This is a genomic window from Nonlabens sp. SCSIO 43208, assembly GCF_050703575.1.
GTDB classification, from domain to species: Bacteria; Bacteroidota; Bacteroidia; order Flavobacteriales; family Flavobacteriaceae; genus Nonlabens; species Nonlabens tegetincola.
The window spans coordinates 275,120-295,275 of the sequence record NZ_CP065365.1 but is presented as its reverse complement, the minus strand read 5'-3'; the positions used below and the strand labels follow the sequence as shown (position 1 = coordinate 295,275).

The following is a 20,156-nucleotide window of genomic DNA, read 5'->3' as shown; positions in this document are numbered from 1 at the left end:
TTCATGAAAAAATATCTTTTTTTGAGTTTACTTTCCTTAGTATTGATTACTACCCAAGGCTGTAGTACTTCTTCGAAAGCAAAAGGCTCAAAATCTCAAGTTGTTGCTAGTTCTAAAAGCAAAAAGAAAGGAGGTATGCAACCTTACAACAAGGTAATTACCTCTAAAGCTCAAACCGACCCAGGTCTTTTCTCTGTACACTTTTTGGAGGATAAATACTATTATGAAATACCCGATTCTTTATTAAATAGAGAGATGTTGATGGTGACGCGGATTGCAAAAACTGCTTCTGGAATTGGTTTTGGTGGCGGTAAACAAAATACTCAAACCTTGAGATGGCAACGAAATAAAAATGATATCTTACTAAGAGTTGTTTCCCATCAAATTGTAGCTAACGATTCTTTACCAGTAAGTTTAGCGGTTGAAAATTCTAATTTTGAACCAATTCTTTACAGTTTTCCAATTAAGGCTATTAAAAAGGATAGTTTATCTAATAACCTAGTCATTGATGTTACTAATTTTTTCAATAAGGATGTTAAGGCGGTTGGATTTCCTCAAAACTCTAGAAAACGCTACAAAATAACTAGGTTAGATGATAGTCGTTCTTATATTGACACCTTAAGATCTTATCCACTCAATATAGAATCGAGGCATGTTAAAACATATTTTTCCTCTGATCCACCATCTAATTCAAGTGTTCAATCAATATCACTTGAAATTAGTAATTCAATGATTTTGTTACCTAAAACGCCTATGAAGCGTCGTTATTTTGATCAACGTGTAGGATGGTTTGCAAGAGGTCAACAAGATTATGGATTAGATGAACAAAAAACCAAAACTGTTCGCTATTTAGATAGATGGAGACTAGAGGTTAAAGAGGAAGACAAACAAAAATTCCTTAATGGAGAGTTGGTTATTCCTAAAAAGCAAATTGTTTATTATATAGATCCGGCCACTCCGCAGAAATGGAGACAATTTATCAAGCAAGGTATTGAAGACTGGCAAGTGGCATTTGAGGCAGCCGGGTTTAAAGAGGCAATTATCGCTAAAGACCCACCAAGTAAAGAAGAAGATCCAGATTGGAGTCCTGAGGACGTGCGTTTTTCAACAGTAAGATACCTAGCATCACCTATACCTAATGCAAATGGACCTCATGTAAGTGACCCTAGAAGTGGTGAGATTCTTGAAAGTGATATTAACTGGTATCATAATGTAATGACTCTTTTACATAATTGGTTCTTCATTCAAACTGCGGCAATTAATCCTGATGCCAGAATGAATAAATTTGATGATGAAGTTATGGGTAGGCTCATAAGATTCGTTAGTGCACATGAGGTTGGTCACACGTTAGGACTACCACATAATATGGGAAGTTCAATAGCTTATTCTGTTGAAAATTTAAGGGATGCAGAATTTACCAAAAAATATGGTACTGCACCATCTATAATGGATTACGCAAGATTTAATTATGTAGCTCAACCGGAAGATGGTGATGTTGCCCTAATGCCTAATATTGGTCCGTATGATAAATATTCAATCATGTGGGGTTATAAACCAATTTTAGATAAGACAGCCAAAGAAGAGAAGGAAATATTAGATTCCTGGATAAATGAAAAAGCAGGCGATCCTATGTACCGTTTCGGAAGACAGCAATTCGGTGTTGTTGATCACACTAGTCAAACGGAAGATCTTGGTGATGACTCTATGAGAGCTAGTGAATACGGTATCAAAAATTTACAGCGCATTGTTCCTAATCTAATCGAATGGACGGGTGAAGAAGGTGAAAATTATAGTGAATTAAAATCTATGTACGATCAGTTATTAGGACAGTATAATCGATACATGGGCCACGTAACTGCCAATATTGGTGGGGTAAAAGAAACATATAAAGCTTATGGTCAACAAGACGGAGCCGTATATGAGCATGCGAGTAGAGATAAGCAAACGAGAGCTATGAAGTTCTTAAACGAGCAATTATTTTCAACACCAGAGTGGTTAATTGATCAAAATATTTTCAATAAAATTGAATCTGACGGTGCAATAGAAAGAATTAGAGGTGTTCAAACTAGAACCCTTAATAATTTATTGGATTTTGGCAGAATGTCAAGATTAATGGAGAATGAAGAGGTTAATGGTTCAAACGGATATGGTTTATTAGAAATGATGAATGATCTTAGATCGGGATTGTTTAGTGAGTTGAAACGCGGACAAAAAATAGATCGATATAGACGTAACTTACAACGTGCTTATATAGAACGTTTAGAATTTATAATGAATAACGAACAACCTAAATTACCAGCTCGAGTAAGAGCGTTTGCTGGTCAAAGTAGTGTTGATGTTTCTCAAAGTGATATAAGACCAATTGTTAGAGCTCAACTTAAAACATTATTAAGAGATGTTACAAGAGCTTCTAATCGAACATCAGACGAGATGACTAAATACCATCTAAATGATTTAAAAGAACGAATAGATTATATTCTTAATCCAAATGATTAGTTTTAAGTTTTACTAGAAAAAAAGGTATGATGAAAATCATACCTTTTTTAATTTAACAATGTATTTATTTGTATTTAAGGCTTAACTTGTCCTATGGTCGTATTTTTTAAATGTAACTCATTCTTATAAATATTAAAATATTGAACAAAGTTCTTATCGCCTTTTTTTTGAGTATATTTTATTCCGCCTACGGCGCTTCTCAATCTTGTGTTTGTTTTAGAGAAAATATTGCTACAGATTACAAAAATGTTGATTTTATCGCTCATGTACGCATAAATGAAGTGTACTATAACTACCCTATTGAGAATCAAGATTACGTACGTTTTGATATTTTAGAAATATTAAAAGGTCCAAAAAACAACTCTATGATTATAAAACAAGAAGTTGGTAACAACATCAATAACGATAAATGTAGATTGTATCTAAAAGCAAATGATGAACTTTTGATATTCGGAAATTTGGATAACGGGCAACTAATTTCTAAGCCTTGTCTAAGAAATAAGTTTGCTATGGATTCAGGTTTTGTGACAGAATTGAATAAGTATCGTACGCTTCGTAAACATCATAAGCTGATTACAGATTCTAGGACTTTTTGTACTCAATTCAATGATAATATACAGTTTAGTACTACTCTACAAAATATCCTCATAAAATCTAATTCAAAATTGATTGGAATTTATGCAGTCGTTTTCAATGATGATCAAACTATCAATAAAACAGAAGTAGTTGAGTCTCTATCAAGGGAAATTGATGTAAAAATCCAAATAGCCCTTATAAAGTCATCTTGGGCGCAATGTGCGGTTAATAACAATAATAAATTCATTGTTGTTGTCCACAAAACATCTGATGAAAATGGAACTAGACTATTCTTGCACTAACTTTTTATTTGATAAAAAATAAAAGCCTGCCGTAAGCACAAAGAGTAATAATGGATGAATTAAAAAACGCCTGATATAAAATATTATCATCTTTGACGAGTCTGGAGATATGTGTAAAAGTGTAATAAAGGAAGTCATTAAAATAATATAGGCAAATACATAAACCCATAGCGCTGCCTTTATATAATCTAATTTTTTATACAAAAGCCCAATAATACCCAATGAAATAAGGGAATTAATGGCGTAACGAAGGGTCGTATAAAATCCTGTTGTAACTATATTAATAGATGGCAAGCTCATGTTTTGAAAATCTGATAGATAGAATTGTTTTAATTCATCTATAAATAATAAATCTTCAAAAACTCTTACACTTATTAATAACCCGATTAATAGAATAATTAATAAGTATCTATATAGTTGGTACATGTTTGGATTTTGGTTTTTTGAGCCAATACAACCACAATAAAACAGTGGTTCCATAGATTATAGCTGGAAAAATTATCTCATGGGACACATGAGTAAGGGTCGGATAATCGGCATAGATAATTCCTAATAACACCAATCGGGTAAGGTTGATAGCGTATATTATAACTACTCCAATTAATAGAAATAGTATAGTTTTTTTCCACGCTTTCGCGAAAGCGAGAATAAACGCGCAAAACAAGATCATAACACTTACTGCATTACATCCTTCAATAATTCTAAATAAGAGTTGTTCATTAGAGTAAACAGCTACAGATGGATGTCCTGCACTATTCATCGTTTGCGCATTATACCCTATTAAACTTAATAACTCTTGTGTCTGGAAACTTATTTGAGAAGTAATTGGATCAGGATAGTGATAACTGCCATAATCAAAACTCAAATAGAAATAATAGATGATTGAGAGCCCGATATACAGTCCTCCAAAAACGGCAACAAATTTAAACACAGGTATATAAGGTCTAAGTGATGAAAGCATTTGTATATTCTATGTTAAAACTGTTAAGTAATCAGCTGTGGATATTAGTTTTGTAGCTTCAAAAATACTACAATGAATATAAACGAATTGAAACCAGCTGTTCTTAAAATCATAGGAAGTTCTAATGGTACGGTAAAGGATAAAATGCAAGCGGTTTGTGAATTGCTTCAAGTTAACCTGGAAACTTACGATTGGGTTGGTTTTTATATGGCTCATGAGTCAGAACCTACATTGCATTTATGGGCACAAGCTGGAGAGCCTACTGACCATACGGTTATTCCATTTGGTAAAGGTATTTGTGGGCAAGTGGCTGTATCTAATCAAAATTTTGTAGTTGACGATGTTACTGCACAGGATAATTATATAGCTTGTAGCATATATGTAAAAAGTGAAGTGGTAATTCCAATGTTTAAAAATGGTAAGAACATAGGTCAAATTGATATTGATAGCAATACACCAAAAGCATTTGACGAAAAGGACGAACGTTTTTTAGAATGGGTAAACGAACAAATTGCAGCTATCATTTAAACCTTGCGAATAGCTTTTTCCCATTCCCAAGCACTGGATAATGCAGATTCCAAGGAATGCACGGCCTTCCAATTTAAAATATTATTAGCCTTGCTGGTATCTGCATAAGCTTCAATCACATCACCTGGTCTACGATTCACTATTTTATAGTTGAGTTCTAGACCAGTTGCTTTTTCAAAGGTTTTCACTACTTCTAGTACTGTATTACCAGTACCGGTACCTATATTAAAGGTTTCAAATTTAGATTGTGAATTTTTATTCAATAACCTTTCAAGTGCAGCTATATGAGCCTTGGCTAGGTCAACCACATGGATATAATCTCTGATTGCAGTTCCATCTCTAGTAGGATAATCTTGTCCAAAAATAGAAAGCTGCTCTCTTATTCCTATAGCAGTTTGAGTAATGTACGGAACAAGATTTTGAGGAATGCCATTTGGTAATTCGCCGATTAGGCAACTCTCATGAGCTCCGATTGGATTAAAATATCTTAGACTTATACATTTGAAAGTAGAACTTGTTTTACAAAGATCATTAATTATTTCTTCACCTATTTGCTTAGTATTACCATAGGGAGAAGCTGCTGGTTTTATAGGAGCTTCTTCTGTGATAGGCATAACATCTGCTTGTCCATATACGGTACAAGAAGAACTGAAAATAAAAGAGATTTCCTTGTCTTTAAGTTGTTGAAGTAAATTTACTAATGCATTAATATTGTTTTCGTAATAGAGTAAAGGGTTCTCTACACTTTCACCTACTGCTTTAGACGCTGCAAAATGAATTACTCCGTCTATATTTTTTTCTTTAGTAAACAGATTGTTAACTTGATTTTTGTCTCTTAAATCAATTTGATAAAAGGAAGGTTCTTTTTTAGATATTTTCTTGATTCTATCCAAAACATCTTTACTAGAATTAGATAAATTATCGATGATTACAACCTCATAATTTAATTCCAGTAGTTCTACAACAACGTGTGAACCTATATATCCTAAACCGCCTGTTACTAATATTTTCATAAAAGCAAATGTAAACGAACTTCTCTACATGAAGTAACCATAAACAAAAAATGCTGCTCACACAGGAACAGCATTTCTTATCAAAATATAAGGGGAAAATTAATCTCTAAGTAAAGCTCTTGAAATTACGATTTTCTGTATTTCACTTGTACCTTCATAGATTTGAGTGATTTTTGCATCTCTCATTAAACGCTCTACGTGATATTCCTTCACATAACCGTTACCACCATGAATTTGTACAGCCTCTACACTAGTTTCCATAGCAACCTGCGATGCAAATAATTTTGCTGCCGCACCACTTACATCATAGTTATTACCCATGTCCTTATCCCAAGCACTTTGCATTACCATGTGACGTGCTGCAGTAATATTGGTATACATATCAGCCAGTTTAAAGGCGATTGCTTGGTGGTTACAAATTTCTGTACCAAAAGCTTTCCTTACTTTAGAATAATCTCTAGCAAGTTCATAAGCTCCACTTGCTATACCCAAGGCTTGAGCAGCAATCCCTATACGACCACCAGATAAAGTTTTCATGGCAAATTTGAATCCAAATCCATCTTCACCTATCCTATTTTCTTTAGGAACTTTTACATCATTAAAAATTAATGAATGAGTATCACTACCTCTAATTCCTAATTTATCTTCTTTAACACCGATTTCAAAACCGTCCCAACCTTTTTCTACAATAAAAGCGTTGATTCCACGGTGTTTTTTCTCGCGATCGGTTTGTGCAATTACTAGGTAATAGTCTGCGGTACTTCCGTTAGTGATCCAGTTTTTAGTACCATTAAGTACATAATGGTCACCTTTGTCAATAGCAGTAGTTTTTTGTGAAGTTGCATCACTACCAGCTTCAGGCTCACTTAAACAAAATGCACCTATAGATTCACCTGTTGTAAGTTTAGTTAAGTATTTTTCTTTTTGAGCTTCGTTACCGTAAGTATCCAGTCCCCAACAAACTAGTGAGTTGTTAACCGATACGATCACAGATGCACTTGCGTCAATTTTTGAAAGCTCTTCCATCACAAGGACATAAGAAATTGTGTCCATTCCACCACCACCATACTTAGGGTCGGCCATCATACCTAGAAATCCTAGTTCACCCATTTTTTTTACCTGTTCTGCAGGGAATCTTTGGTGAGTATCCCTTTCTATAACACCAGGAAGTAATTCTGTACGTGCAAAATCTCTTGCCGCATCTCTAATCATTAAATGCTCTTCAGTAAGGCCAAAATCCATGATAGTTCTATATTGTTTGAGTTATTTTTAAGTTTGCAAATTTAACTTGTTTACACCTTTTTACCTCATAAAATACCTATGAATCATCAGTACTATAACGTTTTAGGAGTCATGTCAGGTACATCATTAGATGGTGTAGATATTGCACACGTTCAATTAGTACGTGAAAAACAGTGGACCTTTACAATTTGTAATGCAGTTTGTATTCCGTATTCCGCTCAATGGAAACGTAGATTGAGTCAGGCTGTACATAGTTCTTCTGTAGAAATTGAAAATCTCAATAAGGAATATACCTTATACTTAGGTCAACTTGTTAAAAAATACCTCGATCAAAATCCTATTGAAGACTTAATTGCCGTTTGTTCTCATGGTCATACTATATTTCACAAGCCAGAACAAGGATATACCCTTCAAATAGGAAATCTTCCAGAGATAGCGTCTATTATCGGTCATCGAGTTGTTTGCGATTTTAGAGTTCAGGATATTTTACTTGGTGGGCAAGGAGCACCATTGGTTCCTATAGGAGATCAGCTCCTATTCAATGATTATGATTACTGTTTAAATTTAGGCGGATTTGTAAATATTAGTCATGATTCTAGTGATGGTCGTATCGCTTACGATATTTGTCCAGTTAATACGGTACTCAATCATTTTTCGTTGCTGTTGGGTAAGGAGTATGATGAGGATGGCGCTTTCGCGAAAGCGGGAAAAGTACAAATACCTTTACTCGATAAATTGAATGATATACCTTATTATGGGATGAATCCACCGAAGTCACTAGGTATAGAATGGGTTAATCAATATGTATTTCCTTTATTACAGAATTACGATATAAAGGATGTTCTTGCCACTTTTGTAGAACATGTAGCGATACAAATAACAAAAGTTATCACGTCTAAAAAAAGAATTATTTGTACAGGAGGTGGTGCATTTAATACATATTTAATGGATAGAATTAGGTATCATTACGACGGTGATCTCGTTATTCCAGAATCAAAGATAGTAGAGTATAAAGAAGCATTAATCTTTGGGCTGTTAGGAGTACTTCGATTGCGTAATCAAGTAAATTGTTTAAGTAGTGTGACAGGTTCGCGACATGATCATTCAAGTGGTCAAATTTACCTTCCTTAAGAAATTGTAAAACCTGCTTTTTCTTCATCTAGCTAGATTATATTTGTACAAATTCTACTAACTATATGAAGGAATTGCTTAAACGCTACGAGGAAGCGCAGCCAGAAATAGTTTTTCACTGGAACGACCCAGAAACCGAGGCTGAAGGTTGGACAGTGATTAATAGTCTAAGAGGAGGCGCAGCTGGTGGTGGTACTCGTATGAGACAAGGTCTGGACAAGAATGAGGTGCTTTCGCTAGCAAAAACGATGGAAATCAAATTTACTGTTTCTGGACCAGCGATTGGTGGTGCAAAATCTGGGATCAACTTTGATCCACAAGATCCACGTAAAAAAGGGGTTTTGGAACGTTGGTACAAAGCAGTTTCCCCACTTCTTAAAAGCTATTATGGTACAGGTGGTGACTTAAATGTTGATGAAATACATGAAGTAATTCCTATTACTGAAGACAGCGGTGTATGGCATCCACAAGAAGGTGTTTTTAATGGACATTTTTCTCCAACAGAAGCTGATAAAATCAATAGAATTGGACAATTACGACATGGTGTAATCAAAGTAATTGAAAATCCAGAGTTTTCACCTGATGTTTCTCGTAAGTATACTGTTGCCGATATGATAACGGGTTACGGAGTAGCAGAGGCTGTTAAGCATTACTACAATATTTTTGGTGGTGATGTTAAAGGTAAGCGTGCTGTTGTACAAGGCTTTGGTAATGTAGGTAGCGCTGCGGCTTATTATTTGGCTCAAATGGGTGCCAAAGTCGTAGGGATTATAGATAGAGTAGGTGGTTTAATTAATGAAGATGGCTTTAGTTTTGAAGAGATAAGAGAATTATTCTTAAATAAAGACGGGAATACCTTAAGAGCATCTTCACTTATACCGTTTGAAGAGGTCAATGAAAAAATTTGGGAACTTAATACACAAATTTTTGCACCATGTGCAGCCTCTAGATTAATAAGTCAAAATCAAATTGATCAAATGATAGATAGTGGTCTTGAAGTGATTTCTTGTGGAGCAAATGTACCATTTGCTGATAAAGAAATTTTCTTTGGTCCTATCATGGAGCATACAGATGAGAAAGTGAGTCTTATTCCAGATTTTATTTCCAACTGTGGTATGGCAAGAGTGTTTGCCTATTTTATGGAGCGTCGTGTGCAAATGACTGACGATGCAATTTTTAACGATACTAGTATGACAATACGTAATGCAATTCAAAACATTTACGATCATAATAGTTCAAAACAACAAATCAGCTCAACCGCATTTGAGCTAGCTTTAAAACAATTAGTATAATTATGTTTAAAAACTTTTTAGGAAACAGTCCACATTGGTTTAAGTGGACTATGATAGCTTTTTTAGTTTTCAATACCATTGGTTACTTTATTTTACCTGGAACTGTAATGGGTTGGGTGTTTATTGCAGAGTTTATTTTCTGTCTGGCAATGGCCTTAAAATGTTATCCACTACAATCTGGTGGATTACTGGCTATTCAGGTACTGGCATTAGGACTCACCAGTCCTGGTCATCCAGGATCTGATCACGGTGTGTATGCAGAAGTTTCTCAAAACTTAGAAGTAATCCTACTTTTAGTCTTTATGGTAGCTGGTATTTACTTTATGAAACCGCTGCTTATGTACATTTTCGTTAAGGTTTTTACTAAAATTAAATCTAAGCTTTTATTATCCCTATTCTTCGTGTTTTTGAGTGCGGTCCTTAGTGCATTTCTTGATGCATTGACCGTGACGGCAGTTCTTATTAGTGTAGGGTTAGGGTTTTATAATGTTTACCACAAGATTCATTCTAGTGACCTAGATCTTGATGCTGATGATACTTTGGATAGGAAACAATTAAGTGGTGAAACTCTTGAGAAGTTTAGATCCTTTTTACGTAGTCTTGTAATGCATGGTGTGGTAGGTACCGCTCTTGGTGGTGTGTGTACCATAGTTGGAGAACCTCAAAACCTGCTTATAGGTGCCAAGATGGATTGGAACTTTATTGAATTCTTCCTAAAAATGTCACCGATTACTATTCCAGTATTTATCGCTGGTATATTAACAACCGTATTATTAGAAACTACCAAAACATTTGGATTTGGTGAAAAAATGCCACCAGTGGTAAGACAAATTATTGAAGGCTGGATGGAAAAACGTGATTCTGAACGTACCGAAAAAGAAAAGTACGCTTTGATCGTTCAAGCAGTGTCTGCGGTACTATTGATAACAGGGCTAGCTTTGCATATTGCGCCAGTAGGATTTATAGGTTTAGGTTTAATCGTAATTCAAACTGCATTTATGGGAATTACAGATGAGCACAGCCTAGGAAAAGCTTTTGAAGAGGCGTTACCTTTTACAGGTTTATTAGTTGTGTTTTTTGTGATTGTAGCAATGATACACGATCAACATTTGTTTGCTCCAATAATTGATTGGGCCTTACACCAAGATCCTAGCAGTCAACCTGCGATCTTCTATCTGGCTAATGGATTCTTAAGTATGATATCAGATAACGTATTTGTGGCCACTGTTTACATTAATGAAGTGGCAGCTGCTCATCAAAACGGTGTTATTGATAGAGAAACATATGAACATCTTGCCATTGCAATTAATACAGGAACTAATTTACCAAGTGTGGCTACACCTAATGGTCAGGCAGCGTTTTTATTTTTATTGACATCGGCATTAGCTCCGGTAATTAACTTATCATATGGTAAAATGGTAAAAATGGCATTACCTTACACAATAGTTTTAACGATAGTAGGTTTAACTTGTGTGATTCTTACTCTTTAAAACCTTGTAAATAACTAATTTTAGACTTTGTTTTAAGTAGGTGTATAATGTTTATGTTTATCCTACGTTATCAATCAAACAATATATTAATGAGTATGATTCAAGAATCAGCAGGAATTACTGACGCTGTAGAACCAGTAATAGAAGAGAAAACCCTATCTCTTTATGACCTTATTGTAAGCGGTGGAGTGGCAGGAACTATCGTAATTGCTATATTGATAGTGTTACTTTTTGTAGCACTTTATATATACTTTGAGCGTTTATTTAAGATCAAGGCTTCTAGTAAGATTGATAAAAACTTTATGCTTCAAATTAAAGATCAAGTTACTAATGGAAACTTAGATGCTGCAAAAATGCTATGTGCCAAAGAAGATTCTCCTGTAGCAAGGTTGACGGAGAAAGGTATAAGCCGCATAGGGTCACCGCTCGAGGATATCAATAGCGCTATAGAAAATGCTGGTAAATTAGAAGTATACAAATTAGAAAAGAATGTAAGTATTTTGGCTACTATTGCAGGAGCTGCTCCAATGATTGGATTTTTGGGAACTGTAATAGGTATGGTACTTGCTTTTCATACTCTTGCAAATAGTGGTGGACAAGCTGAAATGGGAACACTAGCAGAAGGTATTTATACTGCAATGACCACGACTGTAGCTGGTTTAATTGTTGGTATCATCGCTTACATAGGATATAATCATTTAGTTGTTAAAACAGATAAAGTGGTTCATCAAATGGAAGCAAACGCAGTTGATTTCCTTGATTTACTAAATGAACCAGCTTAATTATGAATTTAAGAGGAAGAAATAAAGTAAGTCCTGAATTCTCGATGTCATCGATGACTGATATCGTATTTCTATTGCTAGTATTTTTTCTACTTACTTCGCCATCCATCACACCAGAAGCTCTGGATTTAATTTTACCAAAGGCAAAAGGTAAATCCTCCAATGTTCAAAACGCCTCGGTGAGTATTTCTAAAGATGGTCTGTTTTTTGTAAACAGTAAACAAGTAGAGGAAAATGCGATTGAGCAAGAGCTACTTTCCATAATGGAAAATCAAGAAGATCCTACCATTATATTAAGAGCAGATAATGAAGTAGCTTTACAAAAAGCTGTCACGGTTATGGATATCGCAAATCGTAATAAGTACAAAATAATTTTAGCCGTAAAACCGTAAAAGATGGGATTTTTAGACACCAGAGAAAAACGTAAGTCTTTCATCATTACAAGTATTTTGATGAGTGTGCTGTTATTGGTGTTTACTTTTGTGACGGTTTTAAAAGAACTTGATCCACCGCCAGAAAGTGGAATCGCTGTAAACTTTGGAAACACAGCAGTAGGATCTGGACCAGTAGAACCTGCAAAACCTACTAAGGTTACCCCAGTTACTCAAACCTCACAACCGCAACCTGCGCAGTCTAGTGAGGAAAATATCGCTACTCAAGAAATTGAAGATGCGCCTGTTATTAATAGCAGTCCTGATGTAGAAACATCAACCAAACCTGTGAAAACAGATCCTAAACCACAAACTGAACCAGTAAAGGAAGACCCTAAACCTAGTTCTGATGTTCTTAATGCTATAGGTTCTGTAACTGGAGCCGATGAAATTGATGGTGAAAATAATAATGGCGAAGGACCAGGTGATGGTCCTGGGAACAAAGGTCAGTTGAATGGAGATCCATACGCAAATACCTATTATGGAGATCCTGGATTAGGTCAAGGTGGTAAGGGGTACGGTCTTAAAGGAAGAGGTAAAATACGTGGTCAAGGAGTACCGCCAGATTGTAATGAGAGCGGAAAGGTAATTGTCGAAATTGAAGTAAATAGATCTGGCGAAGTTGTAAAGGCAACAGCAGGAAAAAAAGGAACTTCAAACAGAGCACAGTGTTTGTTAGACGCTGCAACTAAAACAGCTAAAACCTGGAAGTTTACTGCCGCTCCAGACGCTACTAAAGAAATTCAAATAGGTTTCATAGAAGTCATCTTTAAATTAGGTGAGTAGTAAATATCAAAAGACGTTAAATTGGTTGTTCAGCCAATTACCGATGTATCAAAAGGTAGGTAAGGTCGCTTACAAGGCCGACTTATCTAATATCCAAAAACTAGATACACATTTAAAACATCCTCATCACTCATTTCCTAGTATTCACGTAGCAGGAACTAATGGTAAAGGAAGTACCTGCCACATTCTAGCTAGTGTGTTGCAAGAAGCTGGTTACAAAGTTGGTCTCTATACCTCACCTCATTTACGCGATTTTAGAGAACGTATTAAAATCAATGGTAAACCTTGTGAAAAGCAATTTGTTGTTGACTTTATTTCATTAAATAAAGATTTTTTTGAGTCCAATCAGTTGTCTTTTTTTGAGATGACAGTAGGTATGGCCTTTCAATATTTTAAGGAGAGACAAGTCGATATTGCGATAATTGAAGTTGGATTGGGTGGTAGATTAGATTCAACTAACATCATTACTCCATTGATTTCTGTCATTACTAGTATAGACAAGGACCACACCGCAATATTGGGTAATACTTTGTCTAAAATTGCTATGGAAAAAGCAGGGATTATCAAGCCTAATGTTCCTGTTGTTGTAGGTGAACGTAGAAGTCTATTAAGATCTCGCTTTCGCGAAAGCGCACAAAACATAAACGCTCCTTATCATCAAGTAAACCATAAATTAAAAGCTCCTGTAAGTGATCTTTCTGCCTGGTATCAAAAAGATAATTTACGTACAGCTTTAACTACACTCAAATTACTAGATACTCTTTACGCATTTAACATTGATGAGAATCACATAAAGAAAGGTTGTAATAAGGTTTCTATTAACACTAGTTTTTATGGTAGATACACTAAATTAAGCTCACATCCTTTAGTGATTGCCGATACTGCCCATAATGTAGCAGGAGTTAAGGCGTTGATGAAACAAATCAAGAAAGAGCAATTCGATAAACTATATATCGTAATGGGTATGGTAAGCGATAAAGATGCTTTAAAGGTTATAAAGTTATTACCATCTACTGCCTATTATATTCTTACACAAGCAACAGTAAGTAGAGCAATGCCGGTTGAGGTTCTTTCTAAATACTTTGAGGAGCTTAATAGAAGTTTTGAAGTAATAAATGATGTGAAAACAGCAAAAAAAGTAGCTATTGAAAAAGCGCAGGAGAGTGATGCTGTGATAGTTACAGGAAGCACTTTTGTGGTGGCAGAAATTTTTTAATTTTTTTCATTAAAAAATAGTTGGAGAAACAAAAAAGGGTTGTATATTTGCAACCGCTTTAGGGCGCGTAGCTCAGTTGGTTCAGAGCACTTGGTTTACACCCAAGGGGTCAGGGGTTCGAATCCCTTCGCGCCCACAGAGAAAAAAGGTCTTCAGAAATGAAGACCTTTTTTATTTATTTAAGTTTTATTTTTTAGTGAATAGTTATCTGCTTGCTTTGATTCATTAGGAAATAAAACGAATCGTCAATGGATATCTATATAATTCACCATTGCTGGCTTTTATTGCTCCTATAATAGTAAAAATAAAACTGCATATCATTACCAAGAAGATGGTAATAAATCCTATGATAAAGAACATAAGGAATATACTTATGATGCTATACAGAAAATAAGATATCATAAAATTAAGTATTTCTTTACCGTGTAAGTCCACCTTTTGACTGTAATCCTTATTTGTGGACCACATAATTATTGGAAAAATAATCCCACCAAAAGGAACAATCCATCCTGCAAATTGAGACAAGTGCATTAGTAAGCAAAATTGATTTTGTTCCATTCCCCACGGCTTATAGGAATGAGAGTGATATTCTGATGTAGTTTGATAAGGTTGATTCATGATTCTTTTTTTATTTATATGTAGTAAAAAAATGATTTTGTTACAGTCTAATAGACTCGTACCTTATTCGACTATACCTAGAGCGTTATATAAACTTGCTGTGGCGTTGTAGGATTTGATCAAAAGTTCATTGGCTTTTAAGGTTGCTTCAATTAGCTTTTGTTCTCTTGTATTGATTAGGAACACGCTACTTTCTCCTATTTGAAACATACGTAGCTCACCATTGAGCATTACTTGGTAATTGGATACAATCTCGTTGATAAGCCTATTCTGTTCGTCCAGAGAAGTGATTTCTACGCTTACAGCTTCTATTTTATTTCTAAGTTCTAACTGGGTAGCAGCTCTTTCTAATTCAGTATCTTGGATTTTGATAGAAGCTAATCTAAGGTCTCCACGTTCTTTTCTTAAAAAAAGAGGGAAGCTAGCGTTAAGACCGAACTTGTAATTACTGGTATTAAAACTGTTTAATTCGCCTCCGTCAGGTGTGAGAAAATTATACTCAAGATTTATCTTAGGTAATAGTTTGTTTTGTTTAAGCCTGCGATCAACTTGTAAACCATTTAATTTAGCATCAATACTGCGTATTTTAGGATGTTGGTCTAAACTATCGGTCGATACAGTAATACCTTCTAATTGCAAACTTGCAGCTATCATTTCTCGTTGCGGTACAACAGGTCTTAAATCTTCTCTAAGTTCTACTGGAACATTATCAATCCATAGAAAGTTACTTGCTTCTAGTCTAGCTTTTTGCTGTTTTAACTTTGCGGCCTCTAGTAAAAGAACGCGATTTTGAAAAGCTATTTTAGCCTCAACACTATCGATGGCGGCTTTGTCACCTACCTCAACTTGTCTTTTAATTCCTTGGAATCGAATTTCGGCATTTTCCAGAAAGTTCTCATAAATTAAACGTTCATTACTCGCTTGTAACCATCTGAAATAAGCTTTACTAGCTTCAAATATGAGATCGTTTAAAATTAGATCTCTTTCTGCTTTGGTTTGATTAATAAAGAATTTCGCTCTTCTTAAATCGGCCATGCGCTCATTGATTAAAAGACCTTGCGCTAGTGAAAAAGAAACGCCTGCTCCATAGAGTCCATCATCTGGAACGGTAAGACTAGGGTCTAAAAATGTACCTGTATTTTGTTCAAAAGTTCCTTTTAATTCAATTCCATACCAGGTTGGTATTTTAAATGCTGCATAGAACTCGTCGTAGTATTCGGTATTCTTAAACTTCTTGCGGTCCTTTATCGCTTCGATTTTGGGATCAAATGCTCCTCGTGCTTTCAATAAGTTAGCTTCACCCATATTTAGCTGCAAGTTTGCTTGCTTCATAACTGGATGATGTTGTTTTACAAAAGCTAGATACTCTTGAAAACTCATTAAATCAAGTGAATCCGCTGGTTGTACTTGCCATACGGGAGTGTAATTGCCGGCTTGATCTAGAAAGTTTTGAGAGTACGCTTTCGCGAAAGCGAGAATAACAAAAAACAATAGTGGTATATGACGTTTCATAAATTATTTCTTGTCTTTGGAGTCTGATTTATCGTCGGGCTGGTAGTAATTAGGAGGAAAGCCATTGAGCTGCCTCCAGATTTCATACCAAATAGGTACATCTTCTAACAATGCGATAGTATAAGCACCAGAACCAACTCTTAGGTTTTCTGGCCACTCGTGATCTTGAGGATCTGGAGCAATTAGAACTCTAAATTTCCCATTTTCTGGAGTGATAAAAGTTTCTACAGCCACTACTTTACCGCCATACGTTCCAAAAGATGCATTGGGCCAACCGCTAAAAAATATTGCTGGCCATCCATCGAATTGTACACGAACCTCTTCACCTAGATGAATAAGAGGCAAGTCCAAGGGCTCTACAAAGGTTTCTACGGCTAGATCATAATCTGCAGGCATGATCCCTACAAGTTTTTCACCTTCTTTAAAAGTTTCTCCTATACCACCTTTTATCGCTTTATTTATATAACCATTTTGTGGCGCTAGTACGTAGTACAAGCTATTTCTAATACGATAACTACTGGTTTGATTTTCAAGTTTTGCCACATCGGCCTGTGCTTGAAATAAGGAACCTTCAGCTGTTGCGCGATCACTTTGTGCTTTAGCTATTTTGTCTGCATAGCTTGCTCGCAGTCTATTTAGTTCAACTTGTGCGTTAATCAGGTCGTTTCTACTCGCAAGTAGTTTATTCTCTTGAGCGATGACTTTAGCCTGCATTTCTTGTTGTTTGGTTCTTTTATCTTCTACGTCTACACGTGATTTAAGACCATCTTGTATAAGTTCTACTACACGATCATATTGACGTTGTGCAATTTCAAAATTGTTGCGTATGGCAATGAGATCAGTGCTATCTGCTCTTACCTTGTACTTGCTTTGTTCAACCTTGTTGCGTCCTTGTTCTAGTTTGAGTTGAAGTTCTTGTTGTAGGGCGCTTATTTGATTAGTTAGTGCCTGAATTTTGGTTCTATAACTACCTGCGCTACCTTGTTTGGCATCTGCTTGTTGCTGCGTACGTTCTACTAATAACGGATCTTGGTATTCAGTTTTTATCTCAGATATACGCAAGATCGTATCGCCAGCGTTAACAAAATCACCTTCTCTTACGTACCATTTTTCAATTCGACCTGGGATTTGAGATTGTACGGTTTGTGGTCGTTGATCTGGGGTAAGTGTGGTAACAAAACCATTACCGGTTACATTTTGCGTCCAAGGCAGAAAAAGTATAATAACGGCTAGGATAGCAAATCCATATAGGAATTTATTAAAAGCTCTAAAATGTCTTTTGTGAAAAGCGATGTCGTGTGACTTATACTGTTCAAGACTCACTTTATCTGATAGGCTGTCTTTAGAAATATTAAGCATCGCGTTTGTTGTTTTTAATGGTTCCATTTTCAATATGTACAGTATGACTACACACTGTGTTCCATAAAGGATTTTTTGAACTTACTACTAGCGCCCATGGACGATCATGTGATGACAAGTAGGTTATAATTTCTTTTGCTTCAACAGGATCAAATTGATCTAGTGGATCTTTGAGTAATAGTAGTTTGGGCTCGTGTACAATGGCACGCGCAATTACAATCTTGCGAGCAATGGTATGTGGTATTTGTTTACCTTGTGAATAAATCAAAGTATTTAAACTCGCTGAGTTTTTCTTGACAAACGGCAACAATCCCAATTGTTCAATAACTTCATTAACCTTATCAATACTTATTGAGGAATCATTTAGAGTAATATTCTCTAATATGGTGCCTTCAAAGGTTTGGTTTTCTGGTAATACTTGGCCTACTCGCTTGCGGTATTTATTTAAAAATATTCCATTTGTGCAATTACCATTTACATATATGCTTCCTTCGGTTGGACTTTCAATGGTAGAGATTAACTTAAGCAATGTTGTCTTACCCGATCCTGATGGTCCATCAATGATCATGCGCTCTTTTTCATTAATAATTAAATTAATGTCTTTAAGAATTACTTGACCTTCAGGAGTTGTTATACCTAACTTTTCTAATTCTATATGAAGTGGTTTTTCCTTTTCAAAAGGATCTACACCTTCTTGATTTTCAATTTCTTTATCTACAACTTGTCCTATCTTTTCCAGTGAGGTAAGTACATCATAAAAGGTTTCTAATCCTAGGATCAACTTCTCCACTGAACTTATTACCAGTAATATGATAATTTCTGCTGCTACGAATTGACCTATATTCATTTGTTGATTAAGAACTAGTAAACCACCAATAACCAGTAGACCAGCCGTCACAAGTACTTTGAAACCGATCATTTGTAAAAATTGGATTATTAGAACTCTAAAGTGGCCTTCACGCGCTTTTAAGTATAAGGCTGTTAAATCATCATTGCGATTCATTGCAAGTGTAGTGTTGCCTGAAATTTTGAAACTAACAATAGAACGAGCAATTTCTTGAATCCAGTGAGCTACCTTGTACTTCAGTTTGCTTTCTTTTAAACTAGTCTCTAGTCCTTTACGAGCAGTAAATCTAAAAACGATTAAAACTAAAATTAATAGCAATAAACCGTAGATTATAAAAAACGGATGATAAAAAGATAAGAGAATGATACCAAAAACAATTTGCAGGATGGCTGCAGGGAAATCCAGTAATATTTTACTTAATCCCTTTTGTACGGTCAATACGTCAAAAAATCTGTTTGCCAATTCTGGCGGATAATAATTGCGTAATTCTTTCATCTTTATCTTAGGAAAGCGATACGCAAATTCAAAGGATGCACGGGCAAAGATTTTTTGCTGCACATTTTCAAGAATTCTTATTTGCATGAGTTGTAACGCTCCTTGAAAAGCAACACCTAGAGTAACCAGAACAACTAGGACTATCCACGAGGTAGAAATTTGAGCTCCTTGTATCAAATTTATAATTGCTTGAATTCCTAGCGGTAAACTCAAAGAAACGAGTCCAGCAAAAATCGCATAAAACAAAATTTGTTTTATATCTCTACGATCCAGCTGCAACATGCTTATAAATCGTTTCCAAGGAGTTTTTAAATCAGTGTTTTTTGCCATGATTCTTTAATTCTTTTTTGAAATTAAGTTGAACACCATATCTAGATAAAAATTTAAAATGGCATCTTCACCATCAATTGAATCTGTGACCGATGGTAAATGTTCTGCAAAATAGCGTTGGTTGTGAGCACCTTCAATAACCGATGAGACTAACATGTTAGGGTACTTATATTCTGGATTAACTTCTGTAACCATTTCACTCACTCGTTTTACGACTCTTTTATAAGTTTTATAAAAGCCTTTCTCGTTTTCCTCATCAATATCTTTATGCAAATAAGCCTTTGATGATTCAGCAATAATGATTCGATGCAGTAATACTTCATTAACAAATGAAAAGGCAGAATCCTCTTCAATTACCTGCGTGAGCATTTCAATAGCACGTCTTAATTTTTCCTCGGGATTTAAATTTAGTGTAGCAATGTACATGCGGTATTCAATCCACGACCAGTACCAGTTAAACAGGTATACAAGTAGTGCATGTTTACTGTCAAAATATCTATAAATACTACTTTCATTAGATCCTATTTCTTTTCCTAACTTTCTAAAAGTAAAACTTTCAAAACCTAGGTTTTCAATCATTTCAATGCTTTTTGAAACAATGCGTCTACCTAGATCGGTACCTTCGGGATTTTTCAAATACAAATTTGGATGTATTTGAATATTGATAGATAAATTTTTCATACTCCTCGCAAATCTAATAGCAAGACTATTAAATTATGATAGTTTAACTTTTAATTATATGTTAAGTT

19 protein-coding genes and 1 tRNA gene are annotated in these 20,156 nt (G+C 35.2%); 11 read left to right on the top strand and 9 right to left on the bottom strand.

All coding sequences use genetic code 11. The features are described from left to right. Nucleotides 1–3 precede the first annotated feature (3 nt). Nucleotides 4–2,496 (top strand): zinc-dependent metalloprotease, encoded by a 2,493-nt coding sequence (locus I5168_RS01505; protein WP_431472240.1) that lies wholly within the window; start codon nt 4–6, stop codon nt 2,494–2,496. A 167-nt stretch (nt 2,497–2,663) separates the two neighbouring features. Next, nucleotides 2,664–3,374 carry a hypothetical protein gene (locus I5168_RS01500; protein WP_431472239.1) on the top strand — a complete coding sequence of 237 codons (711 nt, stop codon included), beginning with the start codon at nt 2,664–2,666 and terminating at the stop codon, nt 3,372–3,374. Here I5168_RS01500 and I5168_RS01495 read toward each other — a convergent pair. Then, nucleotides 3,360–3,800: an exosortase F system-associated membrane protein gene (locus I5168_RS01495; protein ID WP_181072546.1), complete on the bottom strand. Its 441-nt coding sequence runs from the start codon at nt 3,798–3,800 to the stop codon at nt 3,360–3,362. The two genes, I5168_RS01500 and I5168_RS01495, sit on opposite strands and share 15 nt — an antisense overlap. Continuing rightward, nucleotides 3,784–4,335: an exosortase family protein XrtF gene (gene xrtF / locus I5168_RS01490; RefSeq protein WP_431472238.1), complete on the bottom strand. Its 552-nt coding sequence runs from the start codon at nt 4,333–4,335 to the stop codon at nt 3,784–3,786. The genes I5168_RS01495 and xrtF overlap by 17 nt, the downstream gene beginning before the upstream one ends. Nucleotides 4,336–4,407: 72 nt before the next feature. Here xrtF and I5168_RS01485 point away from each other — a divergent pair, with 72 nt between their 5' ends. After that, nucleotides 4,408–4,863 carry a GAF domain-containing protein gene (locus tag I5168_RS01485; RefSeq protein WP_060523166.1) on the top strand — a complete coding sequence of 152 codons (456 nt, stop codon included), beginning with the start codon at nt 4,408–4,410 and terminating at the stop codon, nt 4,861–4,863. Here I5168_RS01485 and galE read toward each other — a convergent pair. Both galE and I5168_RS01475 read right to left on the bottom strand, forming a co-directional pair. Continuing rightward, complete coding sequence (gene galE, locus I5168_RS01480; RefSeq protein ID WP_431472237.1) at nt 4,860–5,876, bottom strand: UDP-glucose 4-epimerase GalE; 1,017 nt, start codon at nt 5,874–5,876, stop codon at nt 4,860–4,862. The genes I5168_RS01485 and galE overlap by 4 nt on opposite strands. 99 nt (nt 5,877–5,975) lie before the next feature. Further along, entirely contained in the window at nt 5,976–7,118 is a 1,143-nt protein-coding gene (locus tag I5168_RS01475) for an acyl-CoA dehydrogenase (RefSeq protein ID WP_060523164.1), read from the bottom strand. Nucleotides 7,119–7,196: 78 nt separating this feature from the next. On the opposite strand from I5168_RS01475, the gene I5168_RS01470 reads away from it, so the two are divergent. The 8 genes from I5168_RS01470 (at nt 7,197) to I5168_RS01435 (ending at nt 14,382) form a co-directional block, all read left to right on the top strand. Next, nucleotides 7,197–8,249 carry an anhydro-N-acetylmuramic acid kinase gene (locus I5168_RS01470; protein ID WP_105018324.1) on the top strand — a complete coding sequence of 351 codons (1,053 nt, stop codon included), beginning with the start codon at nt 7,197–7,199 and terminating at the stop codon, nt 8,247–8,249. A 65-nt stretch (nt 8,250–8,314) separates the two neighbouring features. Beyond that, nucleotides 8,315–9,541, top strand: coding sequence for a Glu/Leu/Phe/Val dehydrogenase dimerization domain-containing protein (locus I5168_RS01465; protein WP_042280030.1), 1,227 nt, complete (start codon nt 8,315–8,317; stop codon nt 9,539–9,541). Nucleotides 9,542–9,543: 2 nt separating this feature from the next. Continuing rightward, nucleotides 9,544–11,031, top strand: a complete 1,488-nt coding sequence (gene nhaB, locus I5168_RS01460) for a sodium/proton antiporter NhaB (RefSeq protein WP_105018325.1) — start codon at nt 9,544–9,546, stop codon at nt 11,029–11,031. A gap of 89 nt (nt 11,032–11,120) precedes the next feature. Then, on the top strand, nt 11,121–11,813 hold the full coding sequence (locus I5168_RS01455; protein WP_105018570.1) for a MotA/TolQ/ExbB proton channel family protein: 693 nt from the start codon (nt 11,121–11,123) through the stop codon (nt 11,811–11,813). 2 nt (nt 11,814–11,815) lie between these two features. Beyond that, complete coding sequence (locus I5168_RS01450) at nt 11,816–12,205, top strand: ExbD/TolR family protein (protein ID WP_105018326.1); 390 nt, start codon at nt 11,816–11,818, stop codon at nt 12,203–12,205. A gap of 3 nt (nt 12,206–12,208) precedes the next feature. Then, the gene (locus I5168_RS01445; RefSeq protein WP_431472236.1) at nt 12,209–13,030 is read left to right on the top strand and encodes a hypothetical protein; all 822 of its coding nucleotides are present in this window, start codon (nt 12,209–12,211) and stop codon (nt 13,028–13,030) included. 43 nt (nt 13,031–13,073) lie between these two features. Beyond that, nucleotides 13,074–14,246 (top strand): bifunctional folylpolyglutamate synthase/dihydrofolate synthase, encoded by a 1,173-nt coding sequence (locus tag I5168_RS01440; protein WP_431472235.1) that lies wholly within the window; start codon nt 13,074–13,076, stop codon nt 14,244–14,246. 61 nt (nt 14,247–14,307) lie between these two features. Continuing rightward, nucleotides 14,308–14,382: transfer RNA gene (locus tag I5168_RS01435), tRNA-Val, on the top strand. 89 nt (nt 14,383–14,471) lie between these two features. On the opposite strand, the gene I5168_RS01430 is transcribed toward I5168_RS01435, so the two are convergent. The 5 genes from I5168_RS01430 to I5168_RS01410 all read right to left on the bottom strand — a co-directional run bounded on the left by I5168_RS01430 (nt 14,472) and on the right by I5168_RS01410 (nt 20,088). Further along, a complete protein-coding gene (locus I5168_RS01430) occupies nt 14,472–14,864 on the bottom strand; it encodes a DUF4870 domain-containing protein (protein ID WP_042279958.1) in 393 nt (130 codons plus the stop codon). Nucleotides 14,865–14,927: 63 nt separating this feature from the next. Next, a complete protein-coding gene (locus I5168_RS01425; protein ID WP_105018329.1) occupies nt 14,928–16,376 on the bottom strand; it encodes a TolC family protein in 1,449 nt (482 codons plus the stop codon). A 3-nt stretch (nt 16,377–16,379) separates the two neighbouring features. Then, nucleotides 16,380–17,735, bottom strand: a complete 1,356-nt coding sequence (locus I5168_RS01420; protein WP_042280063.1) for an HlyD family secretion protein — start codon at nt 17,733–17,735, stop codon at nt 16,380–16,382. Next, entirely contained in the window at nt 17,728–19,407 is a 1,680-nt protein-coding gene (locus tag I5168_RS01415) for a peptidase domain-containing ABC transporter (RefSeq protein WP_105018330.1), read from the bottom strand. The genes I5168_RS01420 and I5168_RS01415 overlap by 8 nt, the downstream gene beginning before the upstream one ends. Nucleotides 19,408–19,413: 6 nt before the next feature. Next, nucleotides 19,414–20,088 (bottom strand): TetR/AcrR family transcriptional regulator, encoded by a 675-nt coding sequence (locus I5168_RS01410; protein WP_060523158.1) that lies wholly within the window; start codon nt 20,086–20,088, stop codon nt 19,414–19,416. Between the last annotated feature and the right edge of the window lie 68 nt (nt 20,089–20,156).